At 58.7% G+C, this 23,873-nt stretch carries 16 protein-coding genes; 8 read left to right on the top strand and 8 right to left on the bottom strand.

Features of this window, described 5'->3' with window-relative positions; genetic code table 11:
- The first annotated feature begins 53 nt into the window (after window positions 1–53).
- Window positions 54–1,193 (top strand): trans-sulfuration enzyme family protein, encoded by a 1,140-nt coding sequence (locus tag RRF56_RS10725; RefSeq protein ID WP_317037637.1) that lies wholly within the window; start codon window positions 54–56, stop codon window positions 1,191–1,193.
- Between the two features lie 318 nt (window positions 1,194–1,511).
- On the top strand, window positions 1,512–2,750 hold the full coding sequence (locus tag RRF56_RS10720) for a hypothetical protein (RefSeq protein ID WP_317037636.1): 1,239 nt from the start codon (window positions 1,512–1,514) through the stop codon (window positions 2,748–2,750).
- A 23-nt stretch (window positions 2,751–2,773) separates the two neighbouring features.
- Here the strand turns inward: RRF56_RS10720 and RRF56_RS10715 are convergent, their stop codons facing one another.
- On the bottom strand, window positions 2,774–3,550 hold the full coding sequence (locus tag RRF56_RS10715; protein WP_317037635.1) for a YebC/PmpR family DNA-binding transcriptional regulator: 777 nt from the start codon (window positions 3,548–3,550) through the stop codon (window positions 2,774–2,776).
- 528 nt (window positions 3,551–4,078) lie between these two features.
- Here RRF56_RS10715 and dnaK point away from each other — a divergent pair.
- The 3 genes from dnaK to RRF56_RS10700 all read left to right on the top strand — a co-directional run bounded on the left by dnaK (window position 4,079) and on the right by RRF56_RS10700 (window position 8,978).
- Window positions 4,079–6,886: a molecular chaperone DnaK gene (gene dnaK / locus RRF56_RS10710; protein ID WP_317037634.1), complete on the top strand. Its 2,808-nt coding sequence runs from the start codon at window positions 4,079–4,081 to the stop codon at window positions 6,884–6,886.
- A 133-nt stretch (window positions 6,887–7,019) separates the two neighbouring features.
- Window positions 7,020–7,976, top strand: a complete 957-nt coding sequence (locus tag RRF56_RS10705; RefSeq protein ID WP_317037633.1) for a J domain-containing protein — start codon at window positions 7,020–7,022, stop codon at window positions 7,974–7,976.
- 516 nt (window positions 7,977–8,492) lie between these two features.
- Window positions 8,493–8,978 carry an allophycocyanin subunit alpha-B gene (locus RRF56_RS10700; RefSeq protein WP_317037632.1) on the top strand — a complete coding sequence of 162 codons (486 nt, stop codon included), beginning with the start codon at window positions 8,493–8,495 and terminating at the stop codon, window positions 8,976–8,978.
- Window positions 8,979–9,300: 322 nt separating this feature from the next.
- On the opposite strand, the gene hemL is transcribed toward RRF56_RS10700, so the two are convergent.
- The 3 genes from hemL to RRF56_RS10685 form a co-directional block, all read right to left on the bottom strand.
- The gene (gene hemL / locus RRF56_RS10695; RefSeq protein WP_317037631.1) at window positions 9,301–10,602 is read right to left on the bottom strand and encodes a glutamate-1-semialdehyde 2,1-aminomutase; all 1,302 of its coding nucleotides are present in this window, start codon (window positions 10,600–10,602) and stop codon (window positions 9,301–9,303) included.
- Between the two features lie 122 nt (window positions 10,603–10,724).
- Window positions 10,725–11,564, bottom strand: a complete 840-nt coding sequence (ftsE, locus tag RRF56_RS10690) for a cell division ATP-binding protein FtsE (protein WP_317037630.1) — start codon at window positions 11,562–11,564, stop codon at window positions 10,725–10,727.
- A 197-nt stretch (window positions 11,565–11,761) separates the two neighbouring features.
- Complete coding sequence (locus RRF56_RS10685) at window positions 11,762–12,571, bottom strand: ion transporter (RefSeq protein WP_317037629.1); 810 nt, start codon at window positions 12,569–12,571, stop codon at window positions 11,762–11,764.
- A gap of 271 nt (window positions 12,572–12,842) precedes the next feature.
- Between RRF56_RS10685 and RRF56_RS10680 the strand changes: the two genes are divergently transcribed.
- Both RRF56_RS10680 and RRF56_RS10675 read left to right on the top strand, forming a co-directional pair.
- Window positions 12,843–13,907: a sirohydrochlorin chelatase gene (locus RRF56_RS10680; protein ID WP_317037628.1), complete on the top strand. Its 1,065-nt coding sequence runs from the start codon at window positions 12,843–12,845 to the stop codon at window positions 13,905–13,907.
- 85 nt (window positions 13,908–13,992) lie between these two features.
- Window positions 13,993–14,907, top strand: a complete 915-nt coding sequence (locus RRF56_RS10675; RefSeq protein ID WP_317037627.1) for a hypothetical protein — start codon at window positions 13,993–13,995, stop codon at window positions 14,905–14,907.
- A gap of 58 nt (window positions 14,908–14,965) precedes the next feature.
- Here the strand turns inward: RRF56_RS10675 and gyrA are convergent, their stop codons facing one another.
- The gene (gyrA, locus tag RRF56_RS10670) at window positions 14,966–17,599 is read right to left on the bottom strand and encodes a DNA gyrase subunit A (protein WP_317037626.1); all 2,634 of its coding nucleotides are present in this window, start codon (window positions 17,597–17,599) and stop codon (window positions 14,966–14,968) included.
- Between the two features lie 301 nt (window positions 17,600–17,900).
- Here gyrA and RRF56_RS10665 point away from each other — a divergent pair, with 301 nt between their 5' ends.
- On the top strand, window positions 17,901–18,794 hold the full coding sequence (locus tag RRF56_RS10665) for a histone deacetylase (RefSeq protein WP_317037625.1): 894 nt from the start codon (window positions 17,901–17,903) through the stop codon (window positions 18,792–18,794).
- 33 nt (window positions 18,795–18,827) lie between these two features.
- On the opposite strand, the gene RRF56_RS10660 is transcribed toward RRF56_RS10665, so the two are convergent.
- The 3 genes from RRF56_RS10660 to RRF56_RS10650 form a co-directional block, all read right to left on the bottom strand.
- The gene (locus RRF56_RS10660; RefSeq protein WP_317037624.1) at window positions 18,828–20,525 is read right to left on the bottom strand and encodes a SulP family inorganic anion transporter; all 1,698 of its coding nucleotides are present in this window, start codon (window positions 20,523–20,525) and stop codon (window positions 18,828–18,830) included.
- Between the two features lie 280 nt (window positions 20,526–20,805).
- Window positions 20,806–21,669: a universal stress protein gene (locus tag RRF56_RS10655; RefSeq protein WP_317037623.1), complete on the bottom strand. Its 864-nt coding sequence runs from the start codon at window positions 21,667–21,669 to the stop codon at window positions 20,806–20,808.
- 7 nt (window positions 21,670–21,676) lie between these two features.
- Window positions 21,677–23,176, bottom strand: a complete 1,500-nt coding sequence (locus RRF56_RS10650; protein ID WP_317037622.1) for a SulP family inorganic anion transporter — start codon at window positions 23,174–23,176, stop codon at window positions 21,677–21,679.
- Between the last annotated feature and the right edge of the window lie 697 nt (window positions 23,177–23,873).

Raw genomic sequence — 23,873 nt, 5'->3', positions numbered from 1 at the left:
TACCTTTGAAAATCACCCCTACAATCAGAAGACTGTCATTTCCCCATCATTTTATGTCTCCTGACGCCAGCGCTTTCTCTGCCGATACCCAGGCTGTTCACAGCGGCAGGGGCATCGACCCGGCCACCGGAGCCCTCACGCCCCCAATTCATCTCTCGACGACCTTTGAGCGCGGCGGCGACGGCAGCTACCCCTACGGCTACATCTATGGCCGCAGCGGCAACCCTAACCGCGATGCCCTCGAAACCGCCCTGGCCACCCTCGAAAACGGGGCCGAATGTGCCACCTTTGCCTCGGGGTCTGCCGCCACCTTTAGTCTGCTGCAAGCCCTTAGCCCTCAAGATCATGTGATTGCGCCCCAGAGTGTCTACTTTGGCGTGCAGCAGATGCTAGAGAAAATTCTCGCCCCCTGGGGGCTGATCTACACCCTGGTCGATACGACAGATTTGGCGGCGGTGGCTGAGGCACTGAGGCCCAACACCCGCCTGGTGCTGATCGAAACGCCCTCTAACCCTCAACTGGCGGTGACCGATATTCGCGCCGTGGCCGATCTAGCCCACCAGGCCAATGCCTATCTAGCCTGCGACAACACGATCGCCTCTCCGGTGCTGCAAACCCCCTTGGCGCTGGGGGCCGACTTCTCTATCCATGCCACGACCAAATACCTGGCAGGCCATGGCGATGTGATTGGGGGTGCCGTCGTCACCCGTGAGCTGAATCCACTGTTTGAGCAACTGCGGCTGATTCAAACCATTGGCGGCACGGTGCCTTCGCCCTTTGACTGCTGGCTGACCCTGCGGGGTCTGCAAACCCTGCCCCTGCGGGTGCGCGCCCAGGCGGCGGCGGCTCAAACCGTAGCTGAATGGCTGGCTCAGCACTCGGCCATTGAACAGGTACTCTATCCGGGGTTGCCAGAGCACCCCGGCCACACCGTTGCCCAACAGCAAATGACCGGCTACGGTGGCCTGCTCTCGTTCTTAGTCAAGGGTGATCAAGACGCGGCGATGGCCGTTGCCGCCCGCACCCGCCTGATCGCCCGTGCCACCAGCTTTGGCAGCCCCCACAGCACCATTGAGCACCGTGCCTCGATTGAGGTGGGCACCGCCACCGCCCCTAACCTGCTGCGCCTCTCTATCGGCCTAGAGCAGGTGAATGATTTGATCGCTGATTTAGATCAAGCGCTCAGCGGTTGAGGTGGTTTCCCCAGAAGATTGACCTGAGGTGATTTCTGGGAAAGAAGAGCCCCCCCTATAGGGGCGCAGGGCCTGCGCCCTTGGGAGGAAGCAAAATTCTTCGGTACTTTGGTTGCCAGGATTGTCATGGGTGGTGGTCACTAACCCACCCTACGTTGGCTACAGCGCCTTTAGCAGGACCAGCCAACCCCCTCCACCCCTCCACCCCTCCACCCCTCCACTCCCTCCATCAGGACAGAACCAGAAACTGTCTGGGGAAAAACGCGATAACCGTCGCTAGGGCTACAGTCGGAGCAGCACACCGCAGGAGTCTGAGCTATGTTTACCCGTGTTCGTCGGCAGTTTCGCCGGTTTTTTAGGCAGGCCCGCACCGTCAACAACGAGCCCGTCAACCGGGCTAGCCTGGCGGTGATCATTTTGATCGACCTGTTCATTCTGTTCAACGTGTTTAGCGGCCTCAATGACATTAGCCGCTGGCCCATGGCTCCCTACCAGGCTTACCCCTGCCACAGCCCCTGGGCCGGGTATCGAGCCCAAACCCAGGGCGATCGCAACTACGACATTCTCCGCAACACCATGCGGTTTCCTGACGACCCCAGCTTTAGCTGGGCCGACGACTACCGCCGGGGTGGCGAGGGCCACCTGGGCGAAGTGTCCCCCATTTGCCTCGACTATGCCGCCACCGCCGATGGCCTCAACATCCCCGAAAACCGGGACATTCTCAGCCGCCTCGACCAGACTCAGCAGACCATTGCCACTCTGGAGCAAGAAAACCAGACCATTCGCAGCCAGTACGACTCGACCCTGTTAGAGCAGATCGCCGGGCAGCCCCAAGATCAGTCGATCAACCAGGTCGAGGCCTCTCAGGCCCGCGCCACCCTCGATCGCAACAACGCTCAACTGGAGGAGCTGCGATCGCAGCAGAGCGCCCTCCAAACCCAGCTCGCCCAAACCTCCGCCAGCCAGCAGTTTCTTACCCTGCTCGACAACGACAGCCAGTTTCAGCAGCTCGATCGCCAGTTTCAGCGATCCTCGTTTTGGTACCCCACGGTGCAGATGCTGTTTCAGGGCCTGTTCTTGCTGCCCCTGATCGGTTTGGCCTGGGCGGTTCACCGCACTGCAGAGCGGCGTGGCTACGGCTTGATTGCGCTGCAAAGCTGGCATCTGCTGGTGATTTTTTGCATTCCCCTGGTGATCAAGGTCTTTGAGGTGCTTCAGTTTGGGGCGATCGCCCGCTGGCTGTCAGAGGTGTTGTTTGCCCTGCTGGGGGGGCTGCTGTTTTTGCTCAACTACCTCTACATTTTTCTGGTGCCCCTGGTGGGCTACGGCATAATCAAATTCTTTCAAAAGGTGGTGCTCAACCCTCGGCTTCAGGTGGCAGGGCGAGTGCAAAATCAGAAGTGTATTCGCTGCGCCAAAAAGCTTCGCCTGGGCGACACCCACTGCCCCCACTGTGGTTACCACCAAGACGTAGAGTGCGGCCACTGCCACCAGCCCACTTACAAGTACCTGCCCTACTGCCGCCACTGCGGCGCGTCTCAGGAAATGGAAGCGTGATCCAGCGCGATCGCGCTGGATCACTAGGCCGCCATATCTGCCATCATCTCCTCGGCCATGTCAAAGTTGGCGGTGACCGACTGCACATCATCGAGGTCTTCGAGGGCGTCCATGAGCTTCACCAGCAGGCGAGCCTGGTCGGGGTCATCCACTGCGATCGTATTGCTAGGAATCCAGCGCAGCTCAGTTTGGTGAACGGTCAGCCCCTGGGCTTTGAGGCTCGTGTCGAGGGCTTCTAGGTCGACGGGGTCACAGAAGAGATCGACCGCGAGAATCTCTTCGTCGCGGCGACCCAGCACAGTGGTGAGGTCGTAGGTTTCAGCGCCGCCCTCCAGGGCGGCTTCGAGCAGGGCCTCTTCGTCGCCGGGGTGGGTAATGGTGACGACCCCTTTTTGCTCAAACATCCAGCCGACGCAGCCCGTTTCGCCCAAGTTACCGTTGCTTTTGCTAAAGGCGGCGCGCAGGTCGGCGGCGGTGCGGTTGCGGTTGTCGGTCAGCGCTTCGATCAAAATGGCGACGCCGCCGGGGCCGTAGCCCTCGTAGCGAATCGCTTCGTAATTGTCGTCGGCCCCGAGGTTGCCCGAGCCCTTGGCGATCGCGCGATCGATATTGTCGTTGGGCACCCCCGCCGCTTTGGCCTTATCGATTGCTGTGCGCAGCTGAAAATTGCCCGCCGGGTCGCCCCCCTGACGCGCCGCCACAATAATCTCCCGCGACATCTTGGCAAAGACTTTGCCCTTGACCGCATCGACTCGGGCCTTTTGTCGCTTGATATTGGCCCATTTACTATGACCTGCCATAGCTCACAAACGGGGTGCACTGCGCTCTTGATTTTAGCCGCTGAGGTGACCCAATCAACGGTTGGCTGATTCTACGCCGCCAGGCGAGGGGCACAGCTAGGTGTCAAAGCCCGCCGCAAACAGCTCAGCCACAGTGACCTCTAGCCCGGCAAGCTAGGTAGAGGTGATGGTGCGATCGCCCGCAAAGGTGCCCACGGGTTTAAACCCCTGTTCCTGCTGTGCCGGCACTCGCACCGTTTTGGTCAGCGGGGTTGAGAATCCAGTATTTAGGAACGCGAGGCTTTGAACGTTCTCTTCAGTTTATCCATAGGTACCAAGCAAACGCCGCTAAACACCTTAAGAATCAAGATTAGCTGTTCCTTGTCGTCCCCATCTCTTGCCCCCTCAGGCTATGCGATAGAATCTAGGCCAGCCCGAGACAGACTATCATTAAGACAGTTGATGTAAGTAGGTTGGCAGAAGCGATGCCCTCCCGGTGCTAATCTTCATTGAGCACGCAGTCAGACAGATAAGGAGACGCCAGAGCGAATGGGAAAAGTAGTTGGCATCGACCTGGGCACGACCAACTCAGTGGTCTCTGTAATGGAGGGTGGCAAGCCTGTGGTAATTGCCAACGCCGAAGGCATGCGCACGACGCCCTCGGTGGTGGCCTTTAGCAAAGAAGGCGAACGCCTGGTGGGGCAGATGGCCCGTCGGCAGGCGGTGCTTAACCCCCAAAACACCTTTTATGGCGTCAAGCGCTACATGGGGCGTCGCTACACTGAGCTGGATCAGTCGTCGAAACGGGTACCTTACACCATTCGTCGCGATGAGTCAGGCAACGTCAAAATTCGCTGCCCCCGGCTCGAAAAAGACTTTGCCCCCGAAGAAATTTCGGCAGTTGTGCTGCGCAAGCTGGCCGATGAAGCCAGCCGCTACCTGGGTCAGCCGGTGACCGGGGCGGTGATTACTGTGCCGGCCTACTTTAACGATGCTCAGCGACAGGCTACTCGCAATGCCGGGCGCATTGCCGGGCTAGAGGTAAAGCGCATTCTCAATGAGCCGACGGCGGCGGCGTTGGCCTACGGCCTCGACCAGGTTCAAAACGAGACTATTTTGGTGTTCGACCTCGGGGGCGGCACCTTTGACGTCTCTATTCTCGATGTGGGCGACGGCGTGTTTGAGGTGCGATCGACCTCCGGCGACACCCAGCTGGGGGGTACCAACTTTGATACCAAAATTGTTGATTGGCTAGCCGATCAGTTTCTCGAAAAAGAAGGCATCGATCTGCGCAAAGATCGACAGGCGTTGCAGCGACTCACTGAGGCGGCTGAAAAAGCCAAGATTGAGCTGTCTGGGGTGGCCAGTACTGAAATTAGCCTGCCGTTTATCACGGCGACCCCCGATGGGCCTAAGCATATCGAGACTCGCCTTAGCCGATCGCAGTTTGAGGGGCTTTGCGGCGACTTGGTCAGCGCCCTGAGGGCTCCGCTCAAGCAGGCCCTCAGCGATGCAGGGCTGACGCCTAACGACATTGACGAAGTGGTGCTGGTGGGTGGCGGTAGCCGCATGCCCATGGTCCAGGATCTGGTGCGATCGCTGATTGGCCTGGAACCCAGCCAAAATGTCAACCCCGATGAGGCCGTGGCCGTGGGTGCTGCCGTGCAGGCGGGCATCATCACCCAGGAAGTGCAGGACATCATGCTGCTCGATGTCACCTCGCTGTCGCTGGGGCTAGAGACCATCGGCGGCGTGATGAAGAAGGTGATTCCCCGCAACACCACGATTCCGGTACGGCGATCGGATATTTTTTCCACCTCTGAGAACAACCAGACTTCTGTAGAGGTGCATGTGCTCCAGGGTGAACGCGAAATGGGGGCCGACAACAAATCTCTGGGCCGCTTCAAGCTGATGGGCATTCCTCCCGCACCTCGGGGCGTTCCTCAAGTGCTGGTGTCCTTTGACATCGACGCCAATGGCATTTTGCAAGTGTCGGCTATGGATAAGACCACTGGCCGTGAGCAGAGCTTGACGGTGCAGGGAGCATCCAACCTGGACGAAGGCGAAGTGCAGCGGATGATCCGCGAGGCCGAAGAGTTTGCCGAGACCGATCGCCTCCAGCGGGAGCGGGTTGAGAAGCGCAACCGGGCTGAGGCCCTGACCTTCCAGGCGGAGCGGCTGCTGCGGGAGGTGGCCCTTGACTTTGGCATGCAGTTTGCCCGCGATCGCCGCCGCCGCATTGAAGGGTTAGTGCAAGAGCTGCGTGACTACCTCGAGCAGAGCGATGAGCGCGGCATTGACATTGCCCAGGCCGAGCTGCAAGACGAGCTCTACGACCTCAACCGCGAGGCCTACCTCTACGAGGCCGACGACGCCCCCGAAGGCGGCATTCTCGGCCAGATTGGCAGCACCCTCAAGAAAACCTTCACCTTCGACGACGACCTTGATGCGCGGCCCAACTACGGCTACCAGGGGTCATCCTCCTGGGGCAATTGGGACGACGACTGGGACTACGACAATCGCGGTCGCTCGGGCGGGCAGCAGCCCTACGGCCCCCCTGCCTATGACAATCGGGCCTACGGTACAACGGGGTATAGCGGTCAGAGCTATGGCAATCAGGGCTACGGCAACCAGGGCTATGGCAACCAGAGCTATGGCAATCAGGGCACACCGCCAGCAAGCAACCGCCCCAGCGGTGGCTCAGGCTACGGCTATGGTGACGATCGCGACGCAGAGCGAGGTTACAGCAACCAAGCCTACGACCGTGGTCCCTCCCCAGGGGAGAATCGTGGGTCAACCCCCAGTCGGTCTCAGCCGCCTGCCTCAGACTACGGCCAAGCCGGTTATGACCGCGCCGATTACGGTCAGTCAGACTATGGCCGAGGCAGCGATCGCTCCGGCTATGACCAGCCCGGTTATAACCGCCCAGACTACGACCCAGACTACGGCTCAGACTACCGGCGGCAACCCCAAAATTCTGACCCCGGCACGGGCTACGCCCCCTCGGGCTACGACGATCAGCGTAGTCGTCCTGGGCCAGAACGGGGCTATGGCGAGGCTGACTATGGCAGCCAAAGCTACGACAACTACGACCGGCCCGGTTCAGCTCCAGACACCCCGCGCCAAGACCCCTGGAACGACGACCCCTGGGGCCAGCCGTCTTCATCCAGTCGGCCTCCAGCCAGTCAGGCCCCTCGCCCAGACGCTACCCCCGATCGCAGGCCCGAGGCCGACCGGCAAAGAGTCCCGCAGGCTCCCCCGCCGGCAGATAGACGCCCCAGCGATGCGAATGCCAATCGTCGCCCTGCCCCCCGCTACGATGACGACAACTGGAGCGATCGAGACGAATGGCTCTAGCCAGCTTCTCGCCTTAGGCATGCCCTAGGTCGGCAAAGCCTGCCCGCCAGACAACCGACTGCGCTCTGGTCAGAGCCATTTGCCTATCTACTCCCCCTTTGCCACGTCCTAGCTCGCCACCTACCCGCCCTCTATGGAGAACTTTCGGAACTATTACGACATTCTGGGGGTTGCCAGAGCCGCAACCGCTAGCGATATTAAGCAGGCCTACCGAAAGCTCGCTCGGCAATACCACCCCGACCTCAACCCCGGTGACCAGGCTGCCGAGGAGCAGTTTAAGTTGGTCAGCGAGGCCTACACCGTCCTCTCCGACGCCGAAAAGCGTACCCAGTACGAGAAATTCAGCGAGTATTGGCAACAGGAGGGCTTCAAGCCCGAGCAAAAGGCCGGGGTCGGCGATCTTTTCAGTGGGCGAATTTCCCTAGAAGATTTTGGTTTTGGCGAATTCCCTGACTTCAACATATTTGTCGATCAGCTCCTCAACCGTCGCCCTGGCACCCGACGGGGGGCGAGCAATGCCGTCGAAACCAATGGCTACACCGCCGATAGTACAGCCTACGGGGCCACCACCACACCGGGCCGCCGCGATGCCGAAGCCGATCTCACCGTTCCCCTCGAAAAAGCCTTTCGGGGTGGGCGTGAGCGCATTCGACTTGAAGACGGACGATCGCTCGAAGTCAACATGCCCGCTGGCATGGTCACCGGCCAGCGCATTCGCCTGCGGGGCCAGGGCGTGGGCGGCGGCAATCTATACCTACGCATTCAGGTCGATCCGCACCCGTTCTACACCCTCCAGGGCAACGATGTGTACTGCCAGGTGCCCATCACCCCCAGCGAGGCAGCTTTGGGTAGTGCGATCGATATCCCCACGCTAGATGGCCCCGTGCGCACCACCCTGCCCCAGGGGGCACAGACTGGGCAGATTATCCAGCTAGCGGGGCGAGGCTACCCCATAGGCAAAGAGCGTCGGGGCGACCAAATTGTTGAACTAGAGGTAGTCGTGCCCCAGGGGTTGAGCGATCGCGAAAAAGCCCTCTACGAAGAACTGCGCCAGACCGAGCGTTTTCGCCCCCGCGCCAACCTGCTGTAGCCCCATAAGCCCGTAGCCAGTTGGTTGTGAACATTGGCCCAAAAACAGGTTGCTCTAAAGCAAACGTTGATGCTGAGCCAAGGTTTTGGCATGGCAAGGCGAAGGTTACGTGTAGCGATGGCCATTGCGCTTAGGACCTCGGTCTCTGCTCCGGTTAAAAACTGGGACGGCGCAATGGCGTATAGCCATCACTTCAGGGGTATCGGTCATGTCCTAACGGTTCTGGCGGTGGCTATATCCCTAGGTTATCGAGTCGGAATGCGGAGTCGATCTAGGCGCTTAGATTGGCTGAATCATTGCAAAAATGTTACATAGCTGCCGCCAGTTCTCAGCGGGTCTTTCGCTAGCCAAACCGGCGAAAATAATACCGATACCCTGTTTTTGAGCTGTTTTTCTGGCTGTGCCTCGCTCTGGCTCGACTCATTTACCGACAACTAAATGAGAATTTAACTTTCCCTATAGACCCCCAAGTCGCTAAACTATCAATGAAATAGGTCATCCCCGTCATTTTTAACTATGTCTGTTGTTAGCCAAGTTATTTTGAATGCCGACGACGAGCTGCGCTACCCAACCACCGGCGAGCTCAAGGCCATTGAAGAATTTTTGAAGACCGGCGAACAGCGCACCCGCATCGCCGCCACCCTGTCTGAAAACGAGAAGAAAATTGTTGACCAGGCCAGCAGGGAGCTGTGGCGGCGGCGGCCCGACTTCATCGCCCCCGGTGGCAATGCCTATGGCCAAAAGCAGCGTGCCCTCTGCATCCGCGATTACGGCTGGTACCTGCGTCTAGTCACCTATGGCGTGCTGGCTGGTGACCAGACCCCCATCGAAGCTATCGGTATCGTAGGCGTCCGCGAAATGTACAACGCTTTAGATGTACCGGTCCCCGGTATGGCCGAAGCCATCCGCTGCCTCAAGGATGCTTCTCTGAACCTGTTGTCTGATGAAGACGCCGCCGCCACCCAACCCTACTTCGACTACATCATCCAAGCGATGTCGTAGTCTCTAGCTAACACTACAAAAGCCCGGCTTCTCAAAGAAGCCGGGCTTTTACATTTGGGCAAGATTGACGGGGCGATCGCACTTTCCCCCTTCTATCAAATTCGACTTGGCTACCCCCAAAATGGTGCAGGGCGCATGCCATGCCCCCCGAACGATAGTTGGAATTACCTCACCGCAGCGAAGTTGCGTTCAACAGGTCTATTGCTGGCTTTGGTCTGTCCAAAGTTTAGCCTGAATTGATTGAGTGGTTAGTTGTGCCTGTGCAGCAAACCCCCGAGTTCTTAAAGAACTCGGGGGTTTTGGGGTTGGGTGCGTGGCTAACTTACAGCGAGGCCAATACGTCGCGGGCGGCGGCGATGGTGGCGTCGATATCCGCATCGGTGTGGGCCAGGGAGGTAAAGCCCGCCTCGTACTGTGAGGGGGCCAGGTAGACACCGCGCTCTAGCATGCCCCGGTGGAAGCGGCTAAACTTCTCCAGGTCAGAGCCCTTAGCATCTTCAAAGTTGCTAATCGGACCGGGGTTAAAGAACATGCCAAACATAGCGCTGATGTGGCCGCCACAGACCTCGTGGCCCGCGTCGCGCGCCGCCTGCAATAGCCCCTCGGTGAGCTTGGCGGTCAGCCGCTCTAGCTCATCGTAGCTGCCGGGGCGCTGGAGCAGCTCCAGGGTTTTAATGCCTGCGGTCATGGCTAGGGGGTTGCCCGACAGGGTACCTGCCTGATACACCGGGCCAGCGGGGGCAACCATTTCCATGATGTCGCGGCGACCGCCGTAGGCCCCGACGGGTAGACCGCCGCCAATTACCTTACCCAGGGTGGTGAGGTCGGGGGTGACGTTAAACTTGGCCTGGGCACCGCCGTAGGCAATGCGGAAGCCGGTCATCACCTCGTCAAACACCAGCAGGGCCTCGTGCTCGCGGGTAATCTCGCGCAAACCCTCTAAAAAGCCACCATCGGGGGTGATAAATCCGGCGTTACCTACCACGGGTTCTAGAATAACCCCCGCAATTTCGCCAGGATTTTGCGCGAACAGAGCCTTGACGGCCTCTAGGTCGTTGTAGGGGGCGGTGAGGGTGTCGCTGGTAGCCGACTTAGGCACTCCCGGCGAGTCGGGTAGACCCAGAGTGGCGACTCCAGACCCGGCCTGCACCAAGAACATGTCGGCGTGGCCGTGGTAGCAGCCGGAGAATTTGATAATTTTGTTGCGTCCGGTGTAGGCGCGCATCAGCCGCAGCACAGCCATACAGGCCTCGGTGCCAGAGTTGACAAAGCGCACCATTTCGATGCTGGGCACAGCCTGGATGACCATTTCGGCCAGCACGTTTTCGAGGTAGCAGGGGGCACCAAAGCTGGTGCCTTTCTCCAGGGCTGCCGACAGGGCTGCCAGCACTTCAGGATGGGCATGACCGCAGATGGCAGGCCCCCAGGTGCCCACGTAGTCAATATATTTATTGCCGTCTACATCCCAGATGTAGGCACCTTTGACGTGGTCAAACACAATGGGCTGCCCGCCCACTGACTTAAAGGCGCGTACCGGAGAACTGACGCCGCCCGGCATCAGGTTTTGGGCGGCGGCAAAAATTTCTTCTGATTTTGCTGTTTTAAATGGGGCTGTACTGACCAAGGCGCGTTCCTCTCAAAGACCAAATTCATCTGGGGTCTTGACCCAGACCACCAGGGCGTTAGCTCTGATCATTATCCTATTGATTGGATATGGTGTAGCGCTTGATGTTAAGGAATGTAGCGTTAGCGGCGCAGGTGGTGGAGGCGACCATTCTTGATTTGCACGACGGGGTGGTTAGAAATGCGCACCAGGTGCTCGTCGTGGGTAGTGACGATGACGGTAATGCCGATGGAGTTGAGTTTTTTGAGAATCTTGATCACTTGCAGAGAGTTGTCGGCATCAAGGTTGCCGGTGGGCTCGTCGGCCAGCAGTAGGGGCGGGGTGTTGACTACGGCGCGGGCGATGCTCACGCGCTGCTGCTCACCGCCGGAAAGTTCGTCGGGGAAGCACTGGGCTTTACCTTGTAGGCCCACCATCTTCAGAGTTGGCCAGAGGCGACGGTGAATTTCTTTGCGGGTGAAGCCCTGAGCCCACAGCACAAAGGCGACATTCTCGGCTACGGTGCGTTTGGGAATCAGCTTGTAGTCTTGAAACACGACGCCGATGCGTCGCCGCATCATAGCCAGGCGGTTGCCTCGTAGGTCAGAAATGGGTTCGTCGCCCACCAAAATGCTGCCACCCGTGGGGCGCTCGTAACCGTATAGCAACTTTAGTAAGGTAGATTTGCCCGAGCCGGAGGGACCGGTGACAAAGAGAAAGTCGCCGGGATTGACGGTGAGATTTACACCAGCTAAGGCTTTGCTGCCGTTGCCGTAGAACTTTTCGACATTGTTTAGGGAAACGATCGGTTGAACAGCGGGGTCTTGGGGAGGGGCGGCGTCGAGCACGGGAGAAGGAGAGGGGTCGGCAGCGGAACGAGCGGGAACTACAAGCTTGAAGCGATCTTGCAATCTAGTTCTGACGTCTTCAGGAAGGCTAGACAGCTTGGCGTCGTCGGTGGGGCGATGGAGCACAGAAGTCATGGAACGTCCTAACTGAAATGGACAACGTCGGCTCGGGGGTGAGGCTGACTGAAGTGAACACCGCGCAGCCGACGAGAGGAGGCTGACGAGGCTTTTGGTGGGCTATTGTACTGGAAAGACCCTACTCAGCAAAAGGGATATTGGTTTTTTCAATAATCGTTATGTTCTGTTACTAAGGCAACAGCAAGGCGATCGCGCTACGGCTCCAGCTTTAGAAGAGTACCGCAGTGTTTGCAAAACTGAGCATCTTCATCGTGGAGCGCGAGGCCACAGCCCGGACAGGCTTGGTGCTGAGACTTGGCCACTTTGTTCAACTGTCGAATCAGGCTGCTGACTTGGGTGGGGATCAGGGCAATGCCGGTGAGAATCATCATCACTGTCAGCCCCCGTCCAGCTTCAGAAAGCGGGGTGACATCGCCATAGCCCACCGTTGTCATGGTGACAACAGCGAAATAAACCGCATCGAGAAAGGTGCCAAAGGCTTCAGGGTTACTGGGGTTTTCAACCTGAAAAATGAGGCCAGAGTAGATGAAGATAATGGTCCCCAGGGTCAACAAAATCCGAATCAAAATCAGGCTGTCGGTGCTGGTTACTTGGCCAAACCACAGTCGATTGTCAAAAATATGCACCAGACGCAAAATACGCAGCGATCTAAAAAAGCGCAGAAAGCGAATATCAAAGACTCCAATCCAGGAGGGTAAGATGGCCACTAGATCGATCAGGCCATAGAGACTTAAGGCATATTTCCAGGGGCGGCGGGCAACCCACAACCGCAGCCCATATTCGCATGTAAAAGTCAGCACAATTAGCCAATCTAAAAGGCTTAACCACTGATCTAAGACAGATGAGATGGGATAGGTTTTGATGACAAAAATGGCGGCTGACAAAAAAATCAGCAGCACGATCGCACCATTGATCAACTGCCCCGCTAGGGTGTCGGTGGTGTTCAGATGGCTGCGCAGGCGATCGCGCCAGGCGATAGGTTGACTGTCTATCGGTTCTTCCATGGTGTTAATGCCCACCCCCAGGATGGTTCTAACCTCTACCCTAGGCTAAGATAACCAGGCAGACTGATTTTTATCTGGCTGCGTTTTTTTGATCATTGCCGCCCTAAAGGTCAAGTTCTCCGATGTTTAATTTGGCTTGTGACGGTTGAACTGGGTTTAGGTTAGCGTCTTGCTCCTGGTCTCAGGCTGTGGTGAGCTAAATTTTTGTCGGTGATCGCCTTTGGTCGAGCGGAGGGTTAGATTGAGTATCACTGCGGCACTTTGAGCACCTATGGCGATCGCACCTATCATTACCACCCCCAACGATTTTTCTCCCAGCGCCCCTGGCACCTGGTCGCCCTTGCCGATTCAGCGTCCGCTGCTGCTGGTGGGCCACGGTAGCCGAGATACCGAAGGGCGCGATCGCGTACTCGAGTTTGCCGCCGCCTACCAGGCCCTCGACCAGTCTCGTCCGGTGATTCCCTGTTTTCTAGAGCTGAGCGAACCCACGATTCAAGACGGGGTAGACCGATGTGTGGAGAAGGGCTACACCGACATTTCGGTGCTGCCAATTTTATTATTTGCCGCCCGCCACAATAAATTCGACGTTACCAACGAACTCGATCGCGCCCGCCAGCGCCACCCCCAGGTCACCTTCCACTACGGTCGCCACTTTGGTATTACCCCGGCGATTATTCAGCTTTGGCAAGAGCGGTTGGCCGAGCTAGACAGCCCCCGCTTTAACCCCGACGGCATTGCCCGCGAAGATACGGTGCTGCTATTTGTGGGCCGAGGGGCCAGCGACCCCGACGCCAACGGCGATGTGTATAAACTAGCCCGCATTGTCTGGGAGGGCAGCCGCTACAAAACCGTAGAAATTTGTTTTATTGGCATTACTCACCCCCGCCTAGAAGAGGGCTTTCGCCGGGCTCGGATGTATGAGCCCAAGCGCATTATTGTGCTGCCCTACTTTCTTTTTACCGGGGTGCTAATCAAAAAAATCATGGGTATTTGTGAGCAAGAGCAGACCGCCCATCCTGAGCAATTGGTGAGCTATTTGCCGGAGATGGGTAGCCACCCGCAGCTAATGCAGATTTTGCGCGATCGCGAGATCGAAACCCAGCTGGGCCAAGTGGCCATGAACTGCGAAATGTGCAAGTTTCGCCTCGCTGCCGGGGGTGGTCAGCACGGTCATGGGCATGATCATGGTCATGGGCACGGGCACGCTCACGATCAGGGGCATACCCACGGCCACGGCCAGGCTCATGATCACGGCCACGGACATCACCATGGCGAACCTGTAGACCTGTTTCCAGAGCCCGACGATTATCATCAGCGGGCCTGGCAGGTTCCCTAGCGGCTTAGCTGATGGGGCTGGGAATGTTAGAAACAGCGCCTGGGCATGGCCTAGGTAAGTTTTTAGTGCAGCCCAGGGAGCCGTTATGTTTAAATCTGTTGGTCGGCAAGTATGCGCCTTTGATCTAGAGTGGGTGCCTGACCCGGCCTCGGGACGGCGAGTGTACGGCCTGGCCGCCACGCTATCGGAGGCTGAGGTGTTTGACGTGATGTGGGCCAAGGCTGGGGCCACGGCAGACAAACCTCGTCCCCATCTCAAAACGGCACTGTGCCGCGTGGTTGCGGTCTCGGCAGTGGTTCGAGAGCAGCAACCCGATGGCAATATCCACCTGCGGCTGACCACGCTACCGAGACAGCTTGATCAGCTGATGGACGAAGGGGAACTGATTTCTACGTTCCTGGGCTACCTAGGGCAGCACCATCCGCAGCTGGTGGGGTTTAATTCGCAAACTGCCGACCTGCCGGTCTTGCTTCAGCGGGGGTTGGTGGCAGGTATTTCGGCGGCAGATTTTTGCCGTCGGGCTGACAAAGGGTGGGGGAACGACTATTTTAGCCGCCACAGCGACGCCCACATTGACCTAAAAAGTGCCCTCAGCGGCTGGGGCATTGCCACCCCCTCCCTGCACGAACTGGCGGCAGCCATGGGCATTCCGGGTCAGGTAGGGCCAGAACCTCACGATGTGGTGGATTGGTGGGTAGAGGGGAATCTGGAATCGATCGTGGCGCAGAGCCAGTACGATGCCTTGAGCACCTACCTGGTGTGGTTGCGAGCGGCCAGGTTTGCCGGATTCTTTAGCGAAGAGCAGCACCAGGCCGAAACCGCCAGGGTGCAGACCCTGCTAGTAGAAAGGATTGCCCAGGGCGATCGCCACTTGACTCAGTACCTCAATCGTTGGGCCAGTTTTCAACCCCAGCCCAGCGATGCCGTAGGCAGTTCTCTGGCTGGGCCTGCCGCAATGCCAGAACGCTTACAGCAACGGTCGCCTGTGCCCCTAGGCTAAGGCGACCGTCAGCCTGAGTGAGCTATTTCCTCACTACACCCCTGGACGACCCAGCGGGCTATTCCTCCTCGGTCGCCCCTTCTACGGCGATCACGTCGACAACGGTTCTATCTTCGGCAGCCTCCTCAATCGCCTCGATTGCCTCAACGGCATCGTCAAGCCCTTCTACCTGTAGAGCCGGGGGCACGACAGCCACCGCAGCGATCGCATCTTCCCCATCCAGCCGCTGCAAACGCACCCCCGTCGCAGGTCGCGACTGAATCGAGATATCGTTCACCCGCTGGCGAATGATGATGCCTCGGTTGGTGACCAGCATCAGCTCATCGCCTTCGCCAACCACCAGCAGTGAGGCTAACGTATCGTCGCGCTTGCGGAACTTGATCGCCATCAGGCCCATACCCGCCCGATTTTGCAGCCGGAACTTGGCCACCGGCACCCGCTTGCCCAGACCCGAGGCGGTGATTACCAGCACCCAGGGGCCGCCCTCGTTGCCGCCCGCAACGCTTTCGTCATCCTCGTCATTTTCAGCCGCCTGCACCACCGCTTCGACCACCTGGCTGGGCAAAATATCCATGCTGATCAGCTCGTCGCCATCGCGCAGCGACATCGCCCGCACGCCCCGGGTGGGCCGCCCCAGGGGTCGCAGTTGCTCGTCACTGGCTTTAAAGTGAATCGTCATGCCCCGCCGCGAGCCGATCAAAATGCTGTCGGTATTGCGGGCCAGGCGCACCCACTTGAGGTAATCGCCCTCTTCGAGGGAGATGGCAATCAGTCCGTTGGTGCGAATGTTGCTGAAGGCCGACAGCGCTGTTTTCTTCACAAAGCCACCCTGGGTGAGCATCACCAGGTAGTCTTCGTCGGTGAACTCGCGCACCGCTAGCACCGAGGTAATCGCCTCTTCTTTGGGTATGGGCAGCATTTGCACAATCGGCATACCCCGAGCGGCGCGAGAACCTTCGGCAATTTGGTAGGCCCGCAGGGCGTAGGTGACGCCGCGATCGCTAAAGAACAGCAGATAGTCGTGGGTGTAGCAGGTGATGAAGTGCTGCACCGCGTCGTCTTCCTTCATTTTGGCCCCAGCCTTGCCTCGGGTGGCACGGCTCTGAGCCTCAAAGGTGGCCACCGGCATGCGCTTGATATAGCCCTGGTCGGTGACGAGAATGACCACCTGCTCGTTGGCAATCAGCGAGATGTCGGTGAGTTCCCCGTCATCTACCTCGATCACGGTGCGGCGGGGGCTATCGTGCTTGGCCTTGAGCTCGCCCAGCTCGGTGGTAATGATTTCAAGAATGCGCTCGCGGCGGGCCAAAATATCTTGCAGGTCAGTGATTTTGGCGACTAGATCTTCGTGTTCCTGCTGAATTTTGTCGGCCTCTAGGGCGGTGAGGCGACGGAGCTGCATTTGCAGAATGGCGTCGGCCTGCAAGTCCGAGAGACTGTAGGTGTCCATCAGCTCTTGCTTGGCGGCGGGGGTGTCGGCGGCCCCACGAATTAGCGCAATGATGGCATCTAGGTTGGTCAGGGCAATCAGGTAGCCCTGGAGAATGTGGTCTTTTTCTTCGGCTCGGCGCAGTTCGTAGCGGGTACGGCGAATGATCGTCTCTTCGCGGAATTCCAGGAAGACCTCCAGCATGCGCTTGAGGCCGAGCAGCTGGGGTTCGCCGTTCACCAAGGCCAGCATGTTGACGCCGAAGTTGTTTTGTAGGGGCGTCTGCTTGTAGAGGTTGTTGAGCACGACGCGGGGGTAGGCGTCGCGCTTGAGTTCGATAACGATGCGCATACCGTCGCGATCGCTCTCATCGCGAATGTCAGAAATGCCCTCTAAGCGGCGCTCGTTCACCATCTCGGCGATCCGCTCGATCATGCCCGCCTTGTTGGTCTGGTAGGGCAGCTCGGTGATGATAATGGCTTCGCGATCGGGCCGTCCCCGGTGCTCAATGGTTTCCATGGTGGCGACGCCGCGCATGGTAACCGAGCCGCGCCCAGTCATATAGGCATCGCGAATGCCGCTGCGGCCCAAGATCTGCCCACCCGTGGGAAAGTCGGGGCCGGGAATGATCTCCATTAGCTCAGCGGTGGAGATCTCGGGGTTGTTGATCAGCGCGATCACGCCGTCGATCAGCTCACCGGGGTTGTGGGGCGGAATGTTGGTGGCCATACCCACGGCAATGCCCGAAGAGCCGTTGAGCAGCAGCTGGGGCAGCCGCGAGGGCATCACCACGGGTTCTTGCTGAGAGCCATCGAAGTTGTCGGCAAAATCGACGGTTTCCGACTCGATGTCTTGGAGCAGTGAGTCACTGGTCAGCGATTGCAGACGACACTCGGTGTATCGCATCGCCGCCGGGGGATCGTTGTCGATAGAGCCAAAGTTGCCGTGGCCGTTGATCAGCGGCACGCGCATGGAGAAGTCTTGGGCCATGCGCACCAGGGCGTCGTACACCGCCGTATCGCCGTGGGGGTGATACTTACCCAGCACTTCCCCGACCACACGGGCGCATTTACGGAAGGGGCGATCGGCGGCTAACCCCAGCTCGTGCATGGCATAGAGAATGCGGCGGTGCACTGGCTTGAGCCCGTCCCTGGCGTCTGGCAGCGCTCGACCCACGATCACGCTCATGGCGTATTCCAGGTAAGAGCGTGACATTTCGTTGCGCAGATCGGTAGGAACGATGCGCTCTTCTGGGGTAGCCATAGGCTAAAAAACTCCGATTTTGCGAACAACAAAGCGCTAGTCAGACCCTCGCACCGAGCGGTGCTGAATAGCGCTTGATTAGTATGTTTTTTGCGGACTCATGTGAGTTATATTTTAGCACAAATTCCCCGGTTCAAATTATTGAGAGTTATGGTGGAGCCAGAGCCGCAAGATCCTTGGCAGGGGGAGGTTTTGCCACCATAGACCGATCGCCAATTTGCTGCCGTTCACCACCCCTAAATTCACCGTGCACCATGCTTTCACCCTGGCTAATTTTGCCGTTATCTATTCACCTGTTTTTTTGACTCACGACACGGGTAGTTTTCATCCCGAAAACGCAGGTCGATTAAAGGCTATTGTGGCTGCCCTAGAGCAGACGCCCTGGGCCGATCATCTGGACTGGCGAGAGCCTACTCCGGTGACTCAGCGAGGGGAAGTAGACAGCCTGATTGCTCAGATCCACAACCCTCGCTATGTCACGGCCCTGCGGGAAATTGCCCATACTGGCGGTGGTCAGATTGATGGCGATACGGTGGTGTCTGAGGCCAGCTACGCTGTAGCGCGGCTGGCGGTGAGCGCCTGGCTCGACGGTGTGGATTACGTGCTCGAAACTGGGCACTCGGCCTTTGTGCTGGCGCGGCCACCGGGGCATCACGCAGTGCGCGATCGCGGCATGGGCTTTTGTCTATTCTCGAATGCGGCGATCGCCGCCCACTACGCCCTAGAAAAATCCACCATCAACCGCGTCGCCATTCTCGACTGGGATGTGCACCACGGTAACGGCACCCAGGCCCTGGTAGAGCAGAATGCGGCGATCGCCTACTGCTCCCTCCACCAGCTGCCCGCCTATCCCGGCACCGGCCACAGCAGCGAGACCGGCTTTCACGGCAACGTGCTGAACCTGCCCATGCCCCCCGGCAGCGCCAGCGCCGATTATGACGCCCAGTTTGAGCAAAAGGTGATTCCCTTTCTCAAGGCATTCAGGCCCGATCTACTCATTGTCAGCGCCGGGTACGATGCCACCGCCGCCGACCCCCTGGCCAGCGTTAACCTCAATCCTCAAGACTATGGCACCTTCACCCGCCAGTGCTTGAGTGTCACGCCTAACATTCTCTTTGGCCTCGAAGGCGGCTACGACTACGACGCGCTGAGCCAGTCAGTGCTCGCCACGATCGCCGCGCGGTTGGGGGTGTAGCGGTGCCCCGTTTACGTGCAGTATGGCAGTGCCCTAAACTACGACCTGTGGTTGAATCAGCGCCAAGGCAGACTCTAACGCCTGGTGGCGATTTTCGACCAGGTAAATAGCCGGGGAAGCGGTGCCTTCGGTACGTTTGCGCTGGGTGATAAAGCGTTGCAGGTCGAGGGTTTGGAGGCGGCTTTTGACTTGGCCCGGTTTGACCACAATCCAGACCGTGCGATCGCGCCCAATCGAGTCCTGCACAATCGACTCGATCGCCAGTGCCGCCGTCACGCCCAGGGTCGGCACTTCACCGAGATCGAGCACCAGGGCCTGATATTCTCTCACAAACGCCAGGCGGCGAGTAATGCTCTTAGCGGCCCCAAAGCTCATCGGCCCGCCTAGCTGAAACAGCAAAATATCTCCCTTTGACTGAGTGAGAATCGCCTTTTCAGCCCCGGTCAGGTTACTGTCTTCGGTGGCAGCGGTGATGGTTTTGATGCGATCGCTCTGCACATCGGTCAGCCGCTTGATCGTCAACATGTTGGCCACAAAGGCTCCCACCAGCACCGCCGTAATCAGGTCGATAAATACCGTCAAAAACAGTACCAGGTACATAATGCCGGTGCCCTTGAGAGAAATCTTCGGGGCGCGCTTGATAAACCCCCAGTCCAAAATATCAATGCCCACCTTGAGCAAAATGCCCGCCAGCACAGCGTTAGGAATTTGTGCCGTCAGCGGCCCCGCCCCCAGCAGCACCACCAATAGCACCAGAGCGTGAATAATACCTGACAGCGGCGTGCGCCCGCCCGCTTGCACATTCACCACCGTGCGCATGGTAGCCCCGGCCCCCGGCAAACCGCCAAATAGGCCAGACACCACATTGGCTAGGCCCTGACCAACCAGTTCTTTGTCAGAATTGTGCTGGGTTTGAGAAATGCTGTCGGCCACCAGCGAGGTCAGCAGCGAGTCGATCGCCCCCAGCACCGCCAGCATAATGCCGTAGCGCAGCATGTCATCGAGTTCGCGCAGGTTAAAGGTGGGTAGCCGCAAGGTCGGGAAACCTGACGGAATATCGCCAATGCGCGGCAGGTCAGCATCGCCAAACACCACCACCGACACCACGGTAGCCCCCACCAACGCCACCAGAGGCGCAGGTAGAATTCGATTCAATCGGGGCGGAATGGCAAACACGATCGCCAGAGTCAACAGCCCTAGCCCCAGGGCAACCCAGTTGGGCGCAGCCAAAAAGCCGGGTAAGTCTTGCAGCGTGTCAATTACTCCGCCCGTGGCGGCGTGGCCTAGCAGCGGCGGCAGCTGCAACAGCACAATGATCACCCCAATACCCGACATAAAGCCCGAGATCACCGTGTAGGGTAACAGGGTAATGTATTGCCCCAGGCGCATCAGCCCAAACACAATTTGCAGCAGCCCGCCCAGCATCACTACCGTAAAGGCCATGGCTAGGCCCGTGCCATCGGGGTAGCGGGCCACCAGCGAAGCGATTACGGTAGTGATCACCACGGTCATGGGGCCGGTGGGGCCAGACACCTGGGTGGGGGTGCCGCCAAACAGGGCCGCAAAAAAGCCAGTAAAGATGGCCCCGTAGAGACCGGCGATCGCCCCCGCCCCCGAGGCCACCCCAAAGGCCAACGCCAGGGGCAGCGCCACGATCGCCGCCGTCAGCCCACCAAACAGGTCGCCCCGCCAGTGGCGAAAGCCGATGGAATTAACTAATGGAATTGACACAGCAGCAGTGGCCTCAGACAGCAAAGGGCAATGGAGTAATTTATAGTCCATTGCTCCAAGTTTCACGCTTCACAAGCACACAACAGCTGGACTGCCCAGAGCAGGGAAGCCTAAACCTCCACTTCCAGATCGCGGGAGACGCTCGGAGTGGGTTCTAGGTTCAGCTTTTGCTGCGCGATCGCAGGCCAGCATTGAGCGCTAGCAGCCGGTCATCCATCCAGCGGGGTGGGTAGATCTAAGGCCAAGACTGACCCACCCCTCCCCCCCCGAGGAAGGGAGGCTAGCGGTAGAGCAGCACCGGAATTTGGCTGCTGCGGAGCAGCTGTACCGTAGTGCTACCAATCACCAGGTGGCGAACGCGGCGATGACCGTAGGCTCCCATCAGCAGCAGGCTAATGTTGTGGTCGTCAATGTATTGAGCGATCGCCTTTTCAGTCTCCCCGACCTGTAAACTCGCTGTCGGCGTCAGACCAGCCTCTTGCAGCATCGCCTCGGCCTCGGCTAAACACCGGGTTTTCTCCGCGTCAGACTCTGACCCCGCCACCGTCAGCAGGTGAAGCTCCAGATTCCGCAGGCCAGGAGACTCGGCCAGGAATCGCAGCAGCTTTTGACTGGTGGGGCTGCCGTCGTAGGCTACCAGCAGCCGCTCCATCGGCACCACGGTTCTGGGCGTAACCAGGCAGGGCTTGCTGCTGCTGCGCACAATGCGATCGACATTAGCCCCCAGGTGGCCCGAGGCAAAGTCGGCGGCATCCCCCCGCTTGCCCAGCACGATCAGATCCACGTCGGCTTCGAGATCCGCCAAACAGTCCACCAAAAAGCCGGTTTTGTGGATTAGCTTGACGGTGGTGGCCCCGTGGGCGGCGATCGCGGCCTCCGCGTCAGCCAAAATCAGCTTGGCCTTTTGGTGGTTGAGCTTAGACCGCTCGTGCTCCACCTCCACCAACTTTTTCAGCAGACTTTCGGCGGCTCCCAGTCCGATGCTGCCACTAAGGTTGCTAGCTTCTGCTGTGGCCTGCCCCCGCGAGTCGGTGACGTAGAGCACGTCAACGCTGGCCCCCAGCTGCTCGGCAAACCAGGCGGTGTAGGGATAGCTGCTCTGGGCAAAGGCGGAGCCGTCAGTGCAGAGTAAAATGCGTTTCATGGTGTGACTAATCCTGTAGGGTGGCCGGCTGGCTGTGGACGGCTAGCTTGTTCACCAGCGTGGCGCTGGCCTCGTTGAGGCCAATTACCTCGACCTCGGCCCCAGCCCGGCGAAATTTGTTGACGATTTTGTCTAAGACGGCCACCGCTCCTTGATCCCATAGGTGGGCGTGGGTGAGGTCGATGGTGATGCGATCGACAAACTCTTCAAAGTCAAAGGCCTCGAAGAATTCATCCCTCGATACAAAGAAAATCTGGCCCGACACACTATAGATGCGGTGGTTGCCATCGTCGTGCAGCACCTTGTCCACAAACACCAGCTGGGCAATCTTGTTGCTAAAAAACACCGTGCTCATGACAATACCGGTGGCCACCCCAAGGGCAAAGTTGCGGGTAAAGATCGTCACCACCATGGTGGTCAGCATCACTGCCGTCTCGGTGCGAGGAATCTTGGCGATGTCACGAAACGACGCCCAGCGAAAGGTGCCGATGGAGACCATAATCATCACCGCCACCAGGGCCGCCATGGGCATCTGCTGCACCCACTGGCTCAGCACCAAAATGGCAAACAGCAAAAACACCCCAGCACATAGGGTTGAGAGCCGCCCCCGGCCCCCCGACTGCACGTTGATCACCGACTGACCAATCATGCCGCAGCCCGCCATGCCGCCAAAAAAGCTGGTGATGATGTTGGCAATGCCCTGGCCCTTGGCCTCGCGGTTTTTGTCGCTGGGGGTGTCGGTCAGCTCATCTACCAGCGAGGCAGTGAGAAACGACGCCAGCAGCCCCACCACAGCCATGGTTAGCGACGTCGGCAGCACAACCAGCAGAGTGTCTAAGGTAAAAGGCACCTGGGGCAGCGCAAAGGGCGGCAGCGCGGTGGGCAGTTCGCCCATGTCGCCCACGGTGGGCACGTCAATGCCAAGAGAAATGGCTGCTACGGTCATCACAAACAGCGCCACTAGGGGCGAGGGCACCGCCGTGGTGAAACGCGGCAGGATGTAAATAATCGCCAGCGACAGCGCCGTCATCACGTACACGGCAACGGGCACATTGGTGAGCTGGGGCAGTTGAGCCAAGAAAATCAGCACCGCCAGGGCGTTGATATAGCCCACCATCACGGCGCGGGGCACGTAGCGCATCTGACGACCCAGCCGCAGCAGCCCAAAGATGACTTGAAATAGGCCGCACAACAGCGTGGCCACCAGCAAATACTCAAGCCCATAGTCGCGCACCAGGTCGATCATCAGCAGGGCCATAGCCCCGGTGGCGGCGGAGATAGAGCCCGGTCTGCCACCCAAAAACGCAGTGGTGACAGCGATGATAAAGGAGGCGTAGAGGCCGACCTTGGGGTCAACCCCGGCGATGATCGAGAAGGCGATCGCTTCCGGTATCAGTGCCAGCCCAACTACCGCCCCGGCCAAAATATCGGCCTTAGGGTTAGAAAACCACTCTCGCTTGAGATGGCGCAGGTTAGGGGCACGAAGTTTGAGCGTGTGAATGTTCAATGGTCCTCCTCTAGGCCCTACAAATATGAAACGTTGACCCTGCCAAGCCCCATTGGACTGGCCTGAGCGGTTCAAGATCGCTGGGCAAATCAAGCTGCAACGCTGCCCTAGGTTCAACAGCTGCGATCGCCCCTGGTAGTAGGCAGCCATCGCCCTAGCAACTCCAGTGCATTTGTCGTTTATAGCAGTAGTTAAAAGAGAGCGTGGCGCTACCAGCCTGCTGCCGCAGGCTCAGATCACCCGGCGATCGCCTAGCCCAGCTGCAAAGAGTTATGACTCTACGGGCGAAGTGCGATCGAACCGGCAACGACCCTGTTCACGAGGGACGAGCTACCCGACAGCGGCCTTGAAGTGAAATGTCAAAGAGCAACATAGCCCGTAGGTAAATCTGCTTAATGCTTCTTTATACATTTCTATATAAATGTAAAACGGTCACGGTGTCTAGAGGCAAAGAGAACCGTAGTCGAGGCGCTCTGAAGGCTACTACCTTGGCTGAGGGAGGCAGGGCCTAGGCCGCAGAAACGGTTAGCTAGCTTGTGCAGCAGAGTAGTAGGCTGTGAAAGAGCACAGGTCGGGGCGGTTAACCGCCTGCGGCATACGAAGCGCGGATAGTGCGGCCTAGGCCAGCTCCTTCAGTTGATAAGCTGAAAACCAGCCTGAGGCCTTTAGCCGATTCGCTAGATGGTGCGACAAGCCT

The organism is Nodosilinea sp. E11, from assembly GCF_032813545.1.
Classification (GTDB): Bacteria; Cyanobacteriota; Cyanobacteriia; order Phormidesmidales; family Phormidesmidaceae; genus Nodosilinea.
Note: the sequence above shows the minus strand (reverse complement) of the source record. Positions and strands in the feature narration are given on the sequence as shown.